The following is a 17,177-nucleotide window of genomic DNA, read 5'->3' on the forward strand; positions in this document are numbered from 1 at the left end:
CCTGTTGGTCGAGCGCGCGCGCCGGCTCGATCTTCTGTGCGGCCATGGTACCAAGGCCACGCTACACGCCGCCGCTTGCACCCGGGAAATTCACGCTTCGAACCTAAGCCCTTGAAATAACTGGCAGTTATGAAACCGCATAAGGAAATGCCGAGTTAGGGAATTTACTTATGCCTTTTAACTATTTGCTGCGCGCATACTTGCCGGGTCAGAATTCGCGCTGAGCATAAAGCACCCCAGATGGAACTTCGCCAACTCGAGGCCTTCGCGGCCGTCATGTCTACAGGTAGCGTCACCGCTGCCGGGCGCCTGCTCGGGCGTTCGCAGCCCGCCATCAGCCGCCTGTTGCAAGAGCTTGAAGCTGAAATCGGCTATGCCCTGTTCAACCGCAGCGGCCCCCGTGTGACGCCCACCGAACAAGGCTTTCTGCTGTATGACGACGTGGAACGCGCGCTGGCCGGCTTGCAGCAGATTCGTAGCCGCGCCGAAGAAATTGCGCGTGGCCAAGCCAAGCCGCTGCTGCTGGCGGCAACGTCCGCGCTGGCTGCCGGCCTGGTGCCCGACGCCCTCAAACGCATCGAATCCCAAACCGGCGCGGCGCGCATTCAGGTGCGCAGCGCCTCCCCCGAACGCGTGGTGCATGCGGTGCTGAGCGGTGCCGCACAGCTAGGCGCCACCAGCTTGCCGCTGGAACATCGCGGGCTGACGGTGCATTGGATTGCCCAAGCGCCTTGCGTTGTGGCCCTGCCCGAAAACGATCCGCTGGCCGCGCACGACGTGGTGCCGGTGGCGCTTCTGGCCGGCCGCCGCCTGATCACCATGGCCAACCCTTACCGCCTGCGTCGCCGCCTGGACGCCGCGCTTGCCCCCGGCGGCAATGCGCCCGGCACCATCGAAACCAATTCGTCCGTCAACGCCCTGGCCGCCGTGCGCGCCGGCTTGGGCGTGTCGGTGCTGGAACCAATCACCGCTTACGGCGTCCCGATGCCGGGCGTGGCGATCCGGCCCATTGACCTGGACATCCCTTTTTTCTTTGGGGTCATCACCCCGCAGCCGCAACCGCAACCCCAACCGTTGACGCCCGCCTGCCAGGCCATGGCCGACGCGCTGGCCGAGGCCGCCGCCGCGCTGCTGCCCGGTTTTGTGCTGCACGACGCCAGCGAGCATGCCGCGCTGCTGCACTCTGTTTACGGTGATGACGCCCCTGTTTTGGACTCCCCCACAGTATGAATTTGCCCGTTGCCACCCCGCCGCAAGGCTTGGATGCGCTGGAAGCGCGTTTGCGGCAAGACCTGTCCTGGCTGGAAATACCCGCCAAGAACTGGGTTGCGCCCCGCTTGGTCGATGGCCAGCAGGTACTGGACGTTGTCGTCATCGGCGGCGGCATGGCCGGCTTGGCCGCGGCCGCGTCGTTGACGCATCTGGGCATTACCGCGCCCATCTTCGATCAAGCGCCCGAAGGCTACGAAGGCCCCTGGGCCACCACGGCCCGTATGGAAACGCTGCGCAGTCCCAAGCAACTGACCGGCCCTGCCCTGGGCTTGCCGGCGCTGACCTTCCGCGCCTGGTTCGAAGCGCAATTCGGCACGGCTGAATGGGACGCGCTGGACAAGATTCCGCGCCTGCAATGGATGGACTACCTGCGCTGGTATCGCCGCGTGCTGAACCTGGACGTGCGCAACAACCACCGCGTGTTGTCGGTGCAGCCGCGCGCCGACCGCCTGGTGCAGTTGGACATCGAATCCCCCGCCGGACGCAGCACCGTGCTGGCCCGCCGCGTGGTGCTGGCCACCGGCCGCGATGGCCTGGGCGGCGCCTATGTGCCTGACTTTGCCAAGAAACTGCCGCGCAACCGCTGGGCGCATTCGTCCGACGTGATGGACTACGCCACGCTGGCCGGCAAGCGCGTCGGCGTCGTGGGCGCGGGCGCGTCCGCCATGGACAGCGCCGGCACGGCGTTGGAAGCCGGCGCCGCCAGCGTCGACTTGCTGATCCGCCGCAACGACATCCCGCGCGTGAACAAAGGCAAAGGCGCGGGCAACCCCGGCCTGACCCACGGCCACCTGACCCTGCCCGACGAATGGAAGTGGAAGATCCGCCACTACATCAACGCCGCCCAAGTACCGCCCCCGCGCGGCAGCACCTTGCGCGTGTCGCGCTTCCCGAACGCCCGCTTCAACCTGGGCTGTGGCGTGCAAGACCTGGCGATGGTGGGCGACGACATCCACGTCACCACGCCCAAGGGCGTGTTCGTGCTGGACTTCCTGATCTTCTCCACGGGCTTTCGTATCGACTGGACCGTGCGCCCGGAATTCGCGCCGCTGGCGCCTCACGTGCGCAACTGGGGCGACCGTTTCACCCCGCCCCCCGGCGAAGAAGACCAGGAACTGCATGACTCGCCCGACCTGGGCGCCGTCTTCGAATTGCAGGAAAAAGTGCCCGGCGCCTGCCCGGGTCTGGACCGCGTGCACTGCTTCTCTTACCCCGCCGCGCTGACCCAAGGCACGATCTCGGGCGACATCCCCGCCATCAGCGACGGCGCCAAGCGCCTGGCGCAAGGCATCGCCGGCCTGTTCTACCGCGAAGACGTGGAAACGTACTACGCCAACATGGAAGCGTTTTCCGAACCCGAAGTGTTCGGCGATGAATGGACGCCCGCCCCGCCGCCCGCCCAGGCTGCGGCCTCCCAAGCGGAGACCGCGCAATGACCGGTTGGTTGATACGCCGCATTGCACAAGCCGCGGTGGTTGTATTTCTGATGACGCTGATCGTCTTCGTGGGCCTGCACGCCATCGGCAACCCCGTGGACATCTTGATCGGCCAGGACGTAGACCAAGTCGACCGCGCCCGCATCATCGCGGAACTCGGCCTGGACAGGCCGCTGTGGCAGCAATACCTGGCGTTCCTGAACGGCGCGCTGCACGGCAACCTGGGCAACAGCTTCGTCTACAACATTCCCGCGATTGAACTCGTCATCCAGCGCCTGCCCGCCACGCTGGAACTGGCGATCAGCGCCCTGGGCCTGGCCGTCATCATCGGCCTGCCGCTGGGCTTGATTGCCGGCCTGTACCCCGATAGCCGCTTTTCCAAAATGATCATGGCCGGCAGCATCGTCGGCTTCTCGTTGCCGACCTTCTGGGTGGCGCTGATGCTGATCATGACGTTCAGCGTGTCGCTGGGCTGGCTGCCCGCCAGCGGCCGCGGGCAGACGGTGGAATTCCTGGGCTTTCAGTGGTCGTGGTTGACCGCCGACGGCTGGCGCCATTTGATCTTGCCCGCGCTGAACCTGTCGCTGTTCAAGATTTCGCTAGTCATCCGCCTGACCCGAGCCGGCGTGCGCGACGTGATGCCGCTGGACTTCGTGAAGTTCGCGCGCGCCAAAGGCTTGTCGCCGTTTCGCGTGGTCTGTGTGCACGTGCTGCGCAACACGATGATCCCGCTGGTGACCGTGCTGGGCCTGGAGCTGGGTTCGACGATTGCGTTCGCCGTCATCACGGAAAGCATCTTCTCGTGGCCCGGCGCCGGCAAGCTGATCCTGGACAGCCTGAACGCGCTGGACCGCCCCGTGATCGTGGCCTACCTGATCGTGGTCGTGTGCCTGTTCGTGACGCTGAACCTGATCGTCGACATTCTTTATAAAGTGCTGGACCCCCGGGTACGGCTGGAGGGCTCGGCATGAGCACCACTGCAACCCCCGAGAAGGTTCCCGCCCTGCGCCGCGAATCGCCCTGGCGCCGCAACCTGACCGAATTCCTGTCGTCCAAGACGGCGGTGTTCGGCCTGGCCGTTGCCACCCTGCTGATCCTGGCCGCCATCTTCGCGCCGTGGATCTCGCCGCAGAACCCGTATGACCTGCTGCAAATCGACGTGCTGGATTCCCGCATGCCGCCGGGCTCCATGAACGGCCTGGACACCTTCCACTACTGGCTGGGCACCGACGGCCAGGGCCGCGACTTGCTGTCCGGCATTCTGTACGGCCTGCGCATCAGCTTGATGGTGGGCGTGGGCTCGGCCGTTATCGCCGGCATCGTCGGCACGCTGCTGGGCCTGCTTGCCGCCTACGCGGGCGGCAAGGTCGACGCCTTCATCATGCGTTTGGTCGACCTGATTCTGTCGTTCCCGTCCATTCTGGTTGCCATGATGATCCTGGCCTTTCTGGGCAAGGGCGTGGGCAACGTGGTGCTGACGCTGGTGATTCTGGAATGGGCCTATTACGCCCGTACCGCGCGCGGCCAGGCCCTGGTGGAACGCCGCCGTGAATACGTCGAAGCCGCCCGCTGCCTGGACATTCCCAACTGGCGGATCATGTTGAAGCACATTCTGCCCAACTGCCTGCCGCCGCTGATCGTCATCGGCACCTTGCAGATTGCGCGCGCCATCACACTGGAAGCCACCTTGAGCTTTCTGGGCCTGGGCGTACCCGTGACCGAACCGTCGCTGGGCCTGCTGATTTCCAACGGCTTTCAATACATGCTGTCCGGCGAATACTGGATCAGCTTCTACCCCGGCATCGCGCTGCTGATCACCATCGTCGCCATCAACCTGGTGGGCGACCGCCTGCGCGACGTGCTGAACCCAAGGACTCACAAATGACCGACCGCACCGCTACCGGCGCGCCGGCCACGCTTGAAGTGCGCAACCTGCGCACGCACTTTCATACCCGCGCGGGCGTGCTGCCCGCCGTGGACGACGTGTCGTTCACGCTAGAGCGCGGCAAGATTCTGGGCCTGGTCGGTGAATCCGGCTCGGGCAAATCCGTGACAGGCTTTTCCATCATGGGTCTGGTTGACGCCCCCGGCCGTATCGTTGGCGGAGAAATCCTGTTTCAGGGCCGCGACCTGACCAAGCTGGCCCCGCGTGAACTGCGCAAGTTGCAAGGCAACCGCATCGCCATGATCTTCCAAGATCCGATGATGACGCTGAACCCCGTCTTGCGCGTGGACGTGCAGATGATCGAAACGGTGCGCGCGCATAACAAGATGAGCAAGGCGCAGGCCCGCACGCTGGCCCGCGACACGCTCGGCATGATGGGCATCCCCAGCCCCGAAGAACGCTTGCTGGCCTACCCGCATCAGCTGTCTGGCGGCATGCGCCAGCGCGTGGCGATTGCCATCGCCATGCTGCACCGCCCTGACCTGATCATTGCCGACGAACCCACCACCGCGCTGGACGTCACCATCCAGGCGCAGATTCTGTCTGAAGTGCAGAAGCTGGCGCAGCAGCACGGCACCAGCCTGATCTGGATTACGCATGATCTGTCGGTCGTGGCAGGCTTGGCTGATGACGTGGCCGTGATGTACGCCAGCCGCATCGTCGAACACGGCAAGGTCGACGACGTGCTTGACCGCCCGCAGCACCCCTACACCGTCGGCCTGATCGACAGCCTGCCCAGCAATAACCTGCGGGGCCAGCGCCTGCGCCAGATTCCCGGCATGACGCCCAACCTGCTGCACCTGCCCGCCGGCTGCGCGTTTTCCGCGCGCTGCTCGCGCGCCACCGCCGCCTGTGGCCAGCAACCCGGCATCACTCAAGCCCTGCCCGAACACGACGTGCGCTGCTTCCATCCGACTATCCAGATCCACAACGAGGTGACGGCATGACTGTATCCGCCGCCCCCACTCCGCTGATTGACCTTTCTCAAGTCAGCAAGCGCTTTGGCGAAAGAAAGGTCGGCGCAGCCGGCCGCGCCATGCAGCGCATGGGCTTGTCCAAGCCGCCCGCCGTGACGCGCGCGGTCGACAACGTGGACCTGATCGTGAACCCCGGCGAAGTCGTCGGCCTGGTGGGTGAATCCGGCTGCGGCAAATCCACGCTGGGCCGCATCGCCGCCGGCTTGCTGACGCCATCGGGCGGTGAAGTGCGCATCAACGGCGTGCGCCCGTCGGACATGACGTCGGCCCAAGCCCACGCCGCGCGCCTGACCGTGCAGATGATTTTCCAGGACCCCTACGCCAGCCTTAACCCGCGCCTGCGCGTGGACGAGATCGTGGGCGAAGCGGCCCGCATCCATGGCCTGGTCGGCAATGGCGACTTTGACGACTACGTCAGCGCCCAGCTGGAACGCGCGGGGCTCGACCCTGCCCTGCGCCAACGCTACCCGCACCAATTCAGCGGCGGCCAGCGCCAGCGCATCGGCATCGCCCGCGCGCTGGCCGTGCAGCCGTCCATGCTGGTGTGCGATGAAGCCGTGGCCGCACTGGACGTGTCCATTCAAGCGCAGATCCTGAACCTGTTCATGGACCTGCGCGAAGAACTGAACCTGACGTACCTATTTATCAGCCATGACCTGGGCGTGGTGGAACACCTGTCTGACCGCGTCGTCATCATGTACCTGGGCCGCGTCGTGGAAACGGCCGCGGTGGACGAAGTGTTCCAGCGCCCCAACCACCCGTACACGCAAGCGCTGCTGGCGGAAATTCCCAGCCTGAAGTCGCGCCACAAGGTCTTTACCGCGATCAAAGGCGAGATTCCCAGCCCGCTGAACCCGCCCGGCGGCTGCCATTTTCATCCGCGATGTCCGCATGCGATGCCGCGCTGCAAGACCGAAGTTCCCACGTTGAAGGGAATCGCCATCAACCATTTAAGCGCCTGTCATTTGAACGACATGGCCTGAACCTAATTGGCCGCGTTGTCCTGAATGCCTTGAATTCCTTCAGTGGCCTGAATGACAACGCAGCCTTCGGAACACTTAACTCGTTCCCCCCCTACCAAGGACCCCGAACATGAAACGCTTGATTCTTTCGACCCTGACCGCCGCCATCCTGGGCGCCTCTGCCGCCGCGTCCGCCGACAACCTGTCGATCGGCTTTGCCGACCCGCTGTCGTCCCTGGACCCGCAGCTGAACAACCACGCCGGCGACCGCTCGGTGGCCCTGCACTTCTGGGACCTGCTGATCGAGAACAAGTGGAACAAGCTTCAACCCGGCCTGGCCGTCAGCTGGAAGCCGCTGGACCCCACCACCTGGGAATTCAAGCTGCGTGAAGGCGTCAAGTGGCAAGACGGCACGCCGTTTACCGCCGACGACCTGATCTATTCCTACACCCGCGCGCGCGCCGTGCCCGGCAGCGTGGCGACCTACGCCGGCTACCTGCGCACCATCGACACGATGACCGCCAAAGACCCGCTGACGCTCATCGTCAAGACCAAGGCGCCCAACCCCGACCTGCCGCTGAACCTGGCATCCGTGCACGTCGTCAGCAAGCACGTCGGTGAAAAGTCCACCACCGAAGACTACAACTCGGGCAAGGCCATGGTCGGCACCGGCCCGTACAAGTTCGTGTCCTACACCCCGGGCGACCGCGTCATCATGGAACGCAACGACGGCTACTGGGGCGAGAAGGCCACCTGGGACAAGGTCAACTACCGCTACATCAACAACGCCGCCTCGCGCACCGCTGCGCTGTTGGCCGGTGACGTGGACGTGATCGACAAGGTGTCGGTGTCGGACCTGGCCAAGCTGCAAAAGTCCGCCAACATCTCGGTGTACCCCTACGACGGCCTGCGCGTCATGCTGCTGCAACCCAGCTTCAACCCCGCGCCCAACCAATACATCACCGACAACAACGGCAAGCCGCTGGACAAGAACCCGCTGCTGGACCTGCGCGTGCGTCAGGCGCTGAACCTGGCCATCAACCGCAAGGCCATCGCCGACCGCATTCTGCAAGGCGCGGCCACCGAAGCCAACCAGTGGATGCCCAAGGGCACCTTCGGCTACAACCCCGACGTTAAAGACATCCCCAACGATGTCGCGCAAGCCAAGAAGCTGCTGGCCGAAGCGGGCTTTCCCGACGGCTTCAAGCTGACCATGCACGTGCCCAACGACCGCTACCCGCAAGGCCCGGAAACGGCCCAAGCCGTGGCGCAATTCTGGACCCGCGTGGGCGTGAAGACCCAGGTGGAAGTGGTGCCATGGGCCGTGTACTCGGGCCGCGCCAACAAGAACGAATTCGCCGTCAGCATGCTGGCGTGGGGCAACGGCACGGGTGAAGGCAGCTACGCGCTGGTCAACATCCTGGCGTCGGTCGACCCCAAGAAGGGCCTGGGCGCCTCCAACTGGGGCCACTACTCCAACCCCAAGGTGGACGCTGCCCTGGAACAGTCCACGTCGGAATTCGATGTGGCCAAGCGTGAAGCCATCCTGCGCGACTCGGTCAAGCTGGTGTCGGACGACGTCGGCATCTTCCCGCTGTTCCACTACAAGAACATCTGGGCCACCAAGAAGGGCTTGAAGGTTACGCCGATGACCAGCGACCGCACGGCCGCCATGATGGTCACCAAAGAACCCGCCGCCGCGGCCGGTAAATAAGCCATGGTGCCGACCCTGACCATCACCCCCGCGGACGCCTTGATCGACGTGCCGCGCCAGATCCGGGTGGAAAACGTTGCACCCGGCCAAACGGTCGAGATCAGCGCGCTAACCCGCCGCAACGGCGTGCTGTGGCAAGCCCACGCCGCCTACACGGCGGGCGAAGACGGCGCGGTCGACCTGACCCGCGACGCGCCTATCTCGGGCGACTACACCGGCCTGTCGCCCATGGGCCTGATCTGGTCGCAAGCCCCCGTGGACTCGCCCAGCCGCGAACACTTCAACCACCCGGTGACCGATGCTTTGGTCACCGATGTGGTTGCACGTGTGGGCGGTGCTGAAGGCGGCATGCAGGCGCAAGCCACCTTCACGCAGCGCTTGGCGCTGGACGGCGTCACGCGCCACGAGGTCCGCGAAGAAGGCCTGGTCGGCACGCTGTACCTGCCGGCAGGCAGCAAGCCCGGTTCGCACCCCGCCGTCATGATCCTGAACGGCTCGGGCGGCGGCATCAACGAACCGCGCGCGGCGCTGTATGCATCGCGCGGCTACGCCGCCTTTGCGCTGGCGTACTTCAAAGCGCCGGGCCTGTCCGACTACATCTCGAACACCCCGCTGGAATACTTCCAGACCGGCCTGCGCTGGCTGCGCAAAAAGGTTCAGCCCAAGCACGACTTCGTCGCCATCAGCGGCCAGTCGCGCGGCGGTGAACTGGTGTTGCTGCTGGGCGCAACCTTCCCCAAGGAAGTGTCCGCCGTCGTCGCCTACGTACCCGGCGCCGTCGTCCACAGCGGCCAGAACGCCTGCGACCCCAAGATCGGCCGCGAAGGCCCGACCTGGCTGCTGGGCGGCAAGCCCATCCCCCACGTCTGGGAAAACAACCGCACCGCCACCTGGGCGCCGTTTGATGAAGGCCCATCGCCGCATCGTCACGAGAAAGCCATCCTGACCGCACTGCAAGACCCCGACGCCGTCGCCCGCGCCCGCATTCGCGTGGAAGACATCGAAGGCCCAGTCATGCTGCTGTCCGGCACCGACGACGGATCATGGCCGTCCAGCCTGTATTCGAAGATGGTGCAGGACAAGCTGGTCGACGTGAAACACCCCTACCCCGTCGAATGGCTCGACTACGAGAACGGCGGCCACTCGATCCTGTTCCCGTACGTGCCCACCACCCAGCTCGTCTACGCCCACCCCGTGTCGGGCAAGATCAGCACCAGTGGCGGGAATCCGAAAGACAACGCTCGCGCCGACCAGGAATCGTGGGAAGGCGTGAAGAAGTTTCTGGACGCGGCGGTGAAAGCGCGGGCGGCTGCGGCTGCGGCTTCGGCTGCGACAGCGGCTAGTTCGACTGGCGCGGATTCCGCAAGCTCGCAGTCGGCTCCTGCCCATTCAGCAAGCACTTCCGGCGACGCCGGCTGATCAGACACCAAGGAGAACATCCCCATGGCACAACAACCCATCGTCTATGACGCCGTCAATGATCTGGTCGACAAACTCGTCGGCCTGACGCCCGGCAGCAAAACTTTTGAAGTCCGCCACCAACGCGAAAAAGTCGCCGCCGCCACGCAAGGCAGCTACGACGCCCTGTTCGACCCGGCACTGCCCGGCCTGTCGCTCGCCGAACGCCTGCTGGTCGCGCTGTACGCCACCCGCATCAGCCCGTCGCCGCTCTTGGCCTCGCACTACCGCGCCCGCTTGGCGGAAACGGACGCAGCCCCCGCCGACATCGCCGTCGCAGAATCCGGCAAGCCGTCAGACGTCTCCACCCCGCGCCTGGCTGCCGTGTTGGAATTCACGCGCAAGCTGATCGAAAACCCCGTCGAAGGCGACGAAGCCGCGCTGAAGACCCTGCCCGCAGCAGGCGTCACCACGCCCGCGGTGGTCACCCTGTCGCAACTGATCGCCTTCCTGTCGTACCAGACCCGTCTGGTCGCAGGCTTGATCGCGATGAAAGACCTGGAAGGCCAAGCCCCCCGCGCCGCCGCCGTCCCGCCCGCGCCCTTCGAACCCAACACCGCCGCCACCGAACCCGGCGCCGTCATCAAGGCCCACGGCTTCACCAACGAAGTGCTGGAGTGGAAGGCATGGCTCGACGTCGTCAACGTCGACACCGCCACCCCGGAACAAGTCGCCGTCCTGGAAGAAAGCCACCCCAAGGCCAAGGTCTCGGACTACTACCTGTTTCTGGTCCACCAACCGGAAATCCTGCGCCAGCGCTCCACCGCCTTCAACGCCATCATGTACGCCCCAGGCGGCCTGTCGCGCGCCGAACGCGAGCTGGGCTCCACGGTCGTCTCGCGTGTGAACGGCTGCGTGTACTGCGCCTCCGTCCACGCGCAGCGCTTCGAACAACTGGCCAAGCGTAATGAAGTGATCGCGCAAGTGTTCGAAGACCCCTACACCGCCGGCACCACTGCGCGTGAACTGGCGATTGCCCAGTTCTCGATCCAGATCACCGAAGCCCAGGCCGACGTCAACGCCAACAGCATCCAGGCATTGAAGGATGCAGGCTTGAGCGAAGGCGAAGTGCTGGACCTGCTGCACTCGGACGCGATCTTCGCCTGGGCAAATCGTTTGATGCTGAACCTGGGCGAACCGGTTTTTGCCACCGTAGGCTAAGACCCGCTTTTTGTACCGCCCAGCGGCCGCGTCAGCGTTTTCGTTAAACTGACGCTTTCCGCGCCACTACGCGCCCCGCCCCGTGCGGGGCGCTTTGCCTTCCCCCATGTCAGAAAAAACCCACGACATCCGCCCCGGCCAGTCCGTCGAACTCCTCAAAGCCCTGCACATCCTGACCCGCGACGGCAAGATGAACCAGGACAGCCGCCGTAAGCTGAAACAGGTCTATCACCTGTTTCAGTTCATCGAGCCGCTGCTGAAAGACGTCCAACAAGAACGCGGCGCGGTGACGCTCGCGGACCACGGGGCTGGGAAGTCTTATCTGGGGTTCATTCTGTATGACCTGTTCTTCAAGGAACAGAAGGATGCCGTCGGGAATGGGTCCCATATTTATGGGATTGAGACCCGTGAAGAACTGGTGAAGTCGTCAGAGGAACTGGCGAAGCGGCTCGGGTTTGGCGGGATGTCGTTCTTGAATCTCTCTGTGGCGGAATCGATTACGTCGGATAAGTTGCCGGCGACGATTGATGTGGTGACTGCGTTGCACGCTTGTAATACCGCGACCGATGACGCGATTCACTTTGCGTTGGAGAAGAAGGCGAAGTACATCGTGGTTGTGCCTTGCTGCCAGGCGGAAGTGGCTTCGGTGCTAAGGAAGAATAAGGGCAAGGCGCTGGCTGATCCGCTGGCAGAGATTTGGCGGCATCCGCTGCATACGCGGGAGTTTGGAAGCCAGATTACGAATGTGCTGCGGTGCTTGCAGCTTGAGGCGCATGGGTATCAGGTTAGCGTGACGGAATTGGTCGGGTGGGAGCATTCGATGAAGAATGAGCTGATCGTGGCGCAGTTTAAGGATTTGCCGACCAGGAAGCCTGCGGAGAGGCTGACGGAGATGTTGGAGAGAATTGGATTGCAGGAGTTGAAGGATCGGTTTTTTGTGCCGGTGGCTCCGGCGGCGGTAGCTGAGTAGGTATCTGCTTGGCTGATTGGCATGAACCAGAGATAGCTTTAGCTGGTGGTGGGCTGCTGATCTTTCTGTAATCAGTAGCCTGCGATTGCGCTTACGTAAGAGAAAGCGTGATCAATTTGGCACGGAACCGCATCGCGTCCGTCGCCTAACGGGGCATACTCGCCCCGTGGTCCAAAGGATCGCCCGGGTTGACAGCCGGAAAGACAGAACAAGTGGCCGCCGCAATGGCGGCCTCCTTTCTTTCATCGCGTCAATTACACCGGAGCGTCGATATGAGCGACCACCCTTTTACCTATGACCGTTGGGCCTTGCCGGATGATCCGGAGTTTGGTGTTGTGCGGGTTGATGATTTGAGAAAGATGGAGCGGGCTTGCTTAGGGATTTGGGCTATTGCGAGGATCGTGGGGAATAGTGTGAATGAGCCTGGAGCTCCGGGAGTCACGCCGCTGCATGGTTGGGTGGTATCGAATTTGATGGGCGGAGTGGAGAGCCTGTGCGATCAGATCGCCGATCTAGCGGCAAGCTCAATGGATGAGCCGCCGTTAGTTTCCTTATTCTCCAAGGCGAAGACTTCGACGCAATAGCGCAGTCCTGTCAGCAAGCGCAGAAGCCACTGTCAGTGAGTCGGCTTACGACCCGCTGCAGCCGGTCGCTCACCTTCGCTGGCATGCCGAGAAGCGGTCACTCAATGTTGAAGCCAAACGGCGGCATGCCTTTTCCCTTTGTGTGAACAATTAAGCGGTCAGAACATGGGCGACGAGGGGATACGCTAGCCCTATAATCGGCTTCGGCAGGCTCAGCCCCAGGCTGCGACGGTACTTGCATCGAAGAAGTCTATGTTCCTCAAAGGTCCTCCGAGATATGCATTTGCATTAGCGATTAATCGGCGATTCGCGTCGCTGTGCTCGTCGCCGAACACGCTAACGAAAATCTGCCGCGCAGCTGATGCGCGGATTGCTTCAAAGATATGCAAATCGTTCTCATCCATCGAGTGCCCGAGAATGAAAATTGGGGTGGAAATGGTCGTCAACTTACGCAGGCAGTAGGACAGGTATGGGCTACGATCTATCCGCTCCTTCTTCTTCTGGTGTGTCGGCTCGGCCACGAACAGCGGGAATCGTGGTGGCTGTAGGTTCAGGTTGTCTCGCACTTGACCGACGATTCCTCCGCCGACTTCGCCCGTGTACGCATGCTTCCGAACACCCATCGGAACTTCATAGAGGTGGATGCCCCCATGGAGGAAGTGAACCGCCTGATCGGTCCCGTATCCTTTCCAGAGCTGTGCCGCACGGAAACCATCGTCGGTTACCCACGCAGGCTCAATATTCTGATTTCGGGCCCAGTACATCAGCAAATCATAGTTGACCGTGAAGATATGGCTGAAGCGGCTGAGGAATTTACGCACGGCTTGATACTGCACTTCCGACAGCTCGTTCGGCAAGCTCGGATGATTTTCGGATATTGCAGTCAGAAGTGCCTCCTTGAGGATCGCTTGCTCACCCTTTATCGTGTCAATGATTTCTTGATCGAGTCCATGCACCTCGGCCACTAGTTCTGCCGAGAGCAGCGTGCGCATCACAGATTCAAAATCCCAAGTATTCAGACGCTCAAACAGTAACCTGATTTGAGCGTCACGATCGCCAAAATTAGCGACCTGAAACAAGCTTGCATAATTAAATATCTCCGCATTCCAGGCCTGAGAGAACCCATTCCCCAGCAAAATGGTCGGCAGAGTTCCGGCAGGAAGAGTCACTAGGGCTTCATTAAAGGTCAGCATGGAGGTTTTTACTTATGGTTAAGAACAGCAAAGAAGTTCGTAAGAGAATCGGCGCCACTCTGGAGATGCACACCAAAAGCATCCGCCATGCTTTTCCCGTTCAGTGCGTCTCAGGGATCTTTCCTATTCTTAAATAGCCAACTGACCGCGTCCGGCCGAGCCACAAGTCCGGCATAAAACGCGGTTCGCCAGCTGTTGATGCCGCTTGCCGACTGAGCATCATCAAGCCGATTCTTCAAACTCTTTTTCCACGCGGCCAAGGTCGTGAAACGCCGCACTTCTGTGCGAGCTTCGGACCAACGATTCACGCAGAACTGCTGATATTGATTCTCGTCAATCGAGTGACTCAGATGGTGCTCGACGCGAGGTCGATTCCTTGCGGAAACCGAAGCGAAGACTTCATACTCAAACTTCGGTGCCGCAAATGGGGGAGAAATCTTCGTTATATGAAGCCTCTTATCCAGCAACTTGTGATCGTAGTACGGATGCAGCGGACTCAAGGGCAGCCCAGGCTTATTCGCACGATTGCCACGCTTGGTGTTGCAGGGTCCGCAACTCGGCACCAGGTTGAGGGAAAAGAAAGAGAACTCCGCCCATGGCTTTCGCGGCAGGAAATGCTCTACAGTCCCATGCGTTTCTGATCCACACATCGGGCAATACCCATACTTTGTTGTTTTCGCGATTTTACCGATCCAGTCCAGGCTATTTTTCTTGGAACGCCCTTTGTATAACGCAGAAAATATCTGGGGCCACGAAGGCTGGAGGGCAAGTGCCGCGATGGAATTGCTTCCTTTTTTAGTACGATATGTATCGTAAGACGCAACCATCTTCTTGCGGATCGTAAGCGGCAAGGAAATGTCCGGAGCCAAGCCAACTAGGATCGCATCATCGTCAATCGTCGTTCCCACAATATCGTGCAGGTGAATACTACGCATCGTCGTCTACAGCCTCCTCGTCATTGACATTACGCTCCATCAAAAAACGGATCGTTGAGAGCATTTCGGCGTTTAGTTCGTCCCCAAAATTTTTCAGCAGCCAATTAACCCTTTTGGCCTTGTCATCCGAGATCTTTTTCCCCTCTTTGGACAATTTTTCCGCGACGATGCGGTGGAATTTCGTAGCTGCCGCGTCGCCGAACACAGCATCAGAGATGGAACTAATGCTCGCTCCCAGCGTTTTCAAATGCACGGAGCCAACTGTTGGGGCATTGCCTTCGCGCGCGACTACGTGAACGCAAACAGTCGGGACTTCGCGTACAACATAGGGTGAATGCGTGGCGACCACAGCGATCGAATTGGTCGCCGTCAGCAAATCATGGAGTAGCTTCATGAACTCAGAAATGAAGTTCGGATGAAGGTGCGTCTCCGGCTCGTCGAAGATGATCATTGAGCCTTGAGAGATGACTGAAAGCGCTAGTGTCGCAAAGCGCAGGTAAACCCGCTGACCACTGCTGGGGGGGAATATCTCCCGGCCTTCATCGATCAATGCGAGATCGCGGCTGGTGTCGATCGCGGCAGCCAGGTACAGCAGAGCTTGCTCACTAGAAGGAACCTTCTCTAAAGGTATCCACACCAGCCCTCCAAGATCATGGAAGCAGCCAGACACCTTCTTCGGAATTTTCTTCAACGGCAAGTGGATCAGCGACAACGGCAGGACCGGGTTCATGATGTTCCGGAAAATCTCGAACCGACGTTGCCCCTGCAGTTCCGACTCGTCTCGGATCAGGTCTCGAAGCGCGCGCCCGAGCGCCTGGGGCTCCTGCTGAAGTAACTGCGTCTGATCTCCTTTAGACGCAAGGCTAAAGTACCAGTAGTCCAAAGCCGCGTCGAATCGCGCCTTTCGGGGGAAGAGATTTTGGTCATCGGTGGAGAAAACCAGCACTGAATTCGGAACCGCCTGCCAGTCTGCGGCAGTAGCTGAGAATTGATCATTAGGTAAATCCTCAAACACTTCTGCGCCCGAGCCATCGGCGTGCAAAGCAAGCGAACCGATCATTTGATTGAGAAATTGACTCTTACCAGTTCCATTTTTCCCAATTAACACTTGGACGCGATCGGAAACCAATTTCGGCTTCCCTGCGAATATAAATTTCGCAACGTGTGATTCGTCGAAGCCTTTCAACTGGCAATGAATGTTGATGTCGAGACGGGCATCGTTAATCGAGGGCTGCACCTCCCTTAGAACGAACCTCGCACCTTTTGCAAAAGCTCGATAGGCAGAGTTATACCGCATGACCCCAAGCGCGAAAGTATCTTCCTGAATTATTTGATTAATCACATCGCTACTGCCTGAAGAGACGCGGGCAAGGTTAATGTCGTTGGTCGCTTCAAGAATACCGAGGCGTATTTCAAGGGAGCCGGCCCATAGCGCCAACTTTCGATAAGTCTCATCGTCATCGAGCAAAGTTAGAAATTCAGACGCGTGGAGATTCTCAGGGATCAGTGGCGAGGAGGCCCTCTTTTCCAGATCAACAACCCAGGAGTAAAAAGAGGTTTTGGCGCGGGGAACGGCATCCCCGCTCAGCGGAATGACAAAACCAATAAGTTCCAACTTTTCGGATTCTGAGACTTTAATACGAAATCCGCTAGAACCTGATTCCCAAAGTCATTCCAGCTTGGATTTCTTGGCGACAGGACGACGCTTGAACACGGTTGCTCATCCCAAGGCTGCATTCCGTTAGCAAGAAACGACTTAAATTTACTCACCGGCCGTCCATTTTTTAGTATTTTCATATATCTAGCAGCTGCTTTCCTCGCGGCTCGATGCTTAATTCACAACCAAGTACTTGTCTGCGCCAACCGCATACCGATATAGCGGCACATCCGCATTAGAAAAGACCTCCGCAGGAGGGTTTACACCATTAAGCGCAAGAAAATGAATGAGGTAAACACCTGGCTTTTCAATTTTCTGTACGAATGTAATCTCGTGACTCTCACCCGCACCAACATCAACGAAATTCAAGGGGATTCGAGCGAGCGATCCGGCATACCGACCAGATTGGAGGGTGGTTGAACTTTGATAGTTCGGTTTCCCTTCCACGAAAACAACTGGCACCAGCACCAACGAATGCTCATCCAGCGTAACCCTGCTTTCCTGGTTACCTAGATTAAATAGAGTGACCTTAATCGCAACAAGATTCCCCCCCTCCATAAGCTTCTGGACCGTCGTCTCAACCTTTGCCTGGATATGTGGCCTTTGCGCGGTTTTCTGCTCGAGTTCTTTGAGTGTGTACTCTGTGACCTCTCGTTCTTTTTTTACATATACCGTGGAGTAGTAACCCCAAACCGCGACCACGACTGCAGCGATGATCGTCATAGTGTGGGTGAGTATCTGAGTTCCGAGATGGATTTTTTCGATCTTGCTCAGTGAACCTTTTGGCACTTTTTACCTCTTGCTGGAATCGGCAAGGAAACAATTACTTCCCTCTATCAAACAGGCTTTCCAAAGCCGAATTGCCGATGGATACGAGACCGCTCTTGGCTAGAGGCCGATATCGACCAGCGAC

15 protein-coding genes are annotated in these 17,177 nt (G+C 60.5%); 11 read left to right on the plus strand and 4 right to left on the minus strand.

Annotated features, from left to right (window positions below; genetic code table 11):
* Positions 1-240: 240 nt before the first annotated feature.
* The 11 genes from P8T11_RS07615 to P8T11_RS07665 all read left to right on the plus strand — a co-directional run bounded on the left by P8T11_RS07615 (position 241) and on the right by P8T11_RS07665 (position 12,479).
* Entirely contained in the window at positions 241-1,230 is a 990-nt protein-coding gene (locus P8T11_RS07615) for a LysR family transcriptional regulator (protein WP_268077514.1), read from the plus strand.
* A complete protein-coding gene (locus P8T11_RS07620; protein WP_268077513.1) occupies positions 1,227-2,708 on the plus strand; it encodes a flavin-containing monooxygenase in 1,482 nt (493 codons plus the stop codon). The genes P8T11_RS07615 and P8T11_RS07620 overlap by 4 nt, the downstream gene beginning before the upstream one ends.
* The gene (locus P8T11_RS07625; RefSeq protein ID WP_268077512.1) at positions 2,705-3,679 is read left to right on the plus strand and encodes an ABC transporter permease; all 975 of its coding nucleotides are present in this window, start codon (positions 2,705-2,707) and stop codon (positions 3,677-3,679) included. The genes P8T11_RS07620 and P8T11_RS07625 overlap by 4 nt, the downstream gene beginning before the upstream one ends.
* Complete coding sequence (locus P8T11_RS07630) at positions 3,676-4,593, plus strand: ABC transporter permease (protein WP_050449686.1); 918 nt, start codon at positions 3,676-3,678, stop codon at positions 4,591-4,593. Before P8T11_RS07625 ends, P8T11_RS07630 begins: the two co-directional genes overlap by 4 nt.
* Entirely contained in the window at positions 4,590-5,600 is a 1,011-nt protein-coding gene (locus P8T11_RS07635; protein WP_268077511.1) for an ABC transporter ATP-binding protein, read from the plus strand. Before P8T11_RS07630 ends, P8T11_RS07635 begins: the two co-directional genes overlap by 4 nt.
* A complete protein-coding gene (locus P8T11_RS07640; RefSeq protein WP_268077510.1) occupies positions 5,597-6,613 on the plus strand; it encodes an ABC transporter ATP-binding protein in 1,017 nt (338 codons plus the stop codon). The genes P8T11_RS07635 and P8T11_RS07640 overlap by 4 nt, the downstream gene beginning before the upstream one ends.
* Before the next feature lie 109 nt (positions 6,614-6,722).
* Complete coding sequence (locus P8T11_RS07645; protein ID WP_127184850.1) at positions 6,723-8,306, plus strand: ABC transporter substrate-binding protein; 1,584 nt, start codon at positions 6,723-6,725, stop codon at positions 8,304-8,306.
* A 3-nt stretch (positions 8,307-8,309) separates the two neighbouring features.
* A complete protein-coding gene (locus tag P8T11_RS07650) occupies positions 8,310-9,725 on the plus strand; it encodes an acyl-CoA thioester hydrolase/BAAT C-terminal domain-containing protein (protein ID WP_268077509.1) in 1,416 nt (471 codons plus the stop codon).
* A gap of 24 nt (positions 9,726-9,749) precedes the next feature.
* A complete protein-coding gene (locus tag P8T11_RS07655; RefSeq protein ID WP_268077508.1) occupies positions 9,750-10,925 on the plus strand; it encodes a CMD domain protein in 1,176 nt (391 codons plus the stop codon).
* A gap of 106 nt (positions 10,926-11,031) precedes the next feature.
* Positions 11,032-11,895 (plus strand): class I SAM-dependent methyltransferase, encoded by an 864-nt coding sequence (locus P8T11_RS07660; protein ID WP_268077507.1) that lies wholly within the window; start codon positions 11,032-11,034, stop codon positions 11,893-11,895.
* A 272-nt stretch (positions 11,896-12,167) separates the two neighbouring features.
* Positions 12,168-12,479: a hypothetical protein gene (locus P8T11_RS07665; protein WP_268077506.1), complete on the plus strand. Its 312-nt coding sequence runs from the start codon at positions 12,168-12,170 to the stop codon at positions 12,477-12,479.
* A gap of 212 nt (positions 12,480-12,691) precedes the next feature.
* Here the strand turns inward: P8T11_RS07665 and P8T11_RS07670 are convergent, their stop codons facing one another.
* From P8T11_RS07670 to P8T11_RS07685, 4 genes are all read right to left on the minus strand, one after another.
* The gene (locus P8T11_RS07670; protein WP_268077505.1) at positions 12,692-13,672 is read right to left on the minus strand and encodes a DUF4917 family protein; all 981 of its coding nucleotides are present in this window, start codon (positions 13,670-13,672) and stop codon (positions 12,692-12,694) included.
* A gap of 110 nt (positions 13,673-13,782) precedes the next feature.
* Positions 13,783-14,607, minus strand: a complete 825-nt coding sequence (locus P8T11_RS07675; RefSeq protein WP_268077504.1) for a hypothetical protein — start codon at positions 14,605-14,607, stop codon at positions 13,783-13,785.
* Positions 14,600-16,222 (minus strand): AAA family ATPase, encoded by a 1,623-nt coding sequence (locus tag P8T11_RS07680; protein ID WP_268077503.1) that lies wholly within the window; start codon positions 16,220-16,222, stop codon positions 14,600-14,602. The genes P8T11_RS07675 and P8T11_RS07680 overlap by 8 nt, the downstream gene beginning before the upstream one ends.
* A 216-nt stretch (positions 16,223-16,438) precedes the next feature.
* The gene (locus P8T11_RS07685) at positions 16,439-17,053 is read right to left on the minus strand and encodes a hypothetical protein (protein ID WP_268077502.1); all 615 of its coding nucleotides are present in this window, start codon (positions 17,051-17,053) and stop codon (positions 16,439-16,441) included.
* Between the last annotated feature and the right edge of the window lie 124 nt (positions 17,054-17,177).

The sequence above is a fragment of the Achromobacter spanius genome (assembly GCF_029637605.1).
In the GTDB taxonomy this organism is placed as follows: Bacteria; Pseudomonadota; Gammaproteobacteria; order Burkholderiales; family Burkholderiaceae_B; genus Achromobacter; species Achromobacter spanius_E.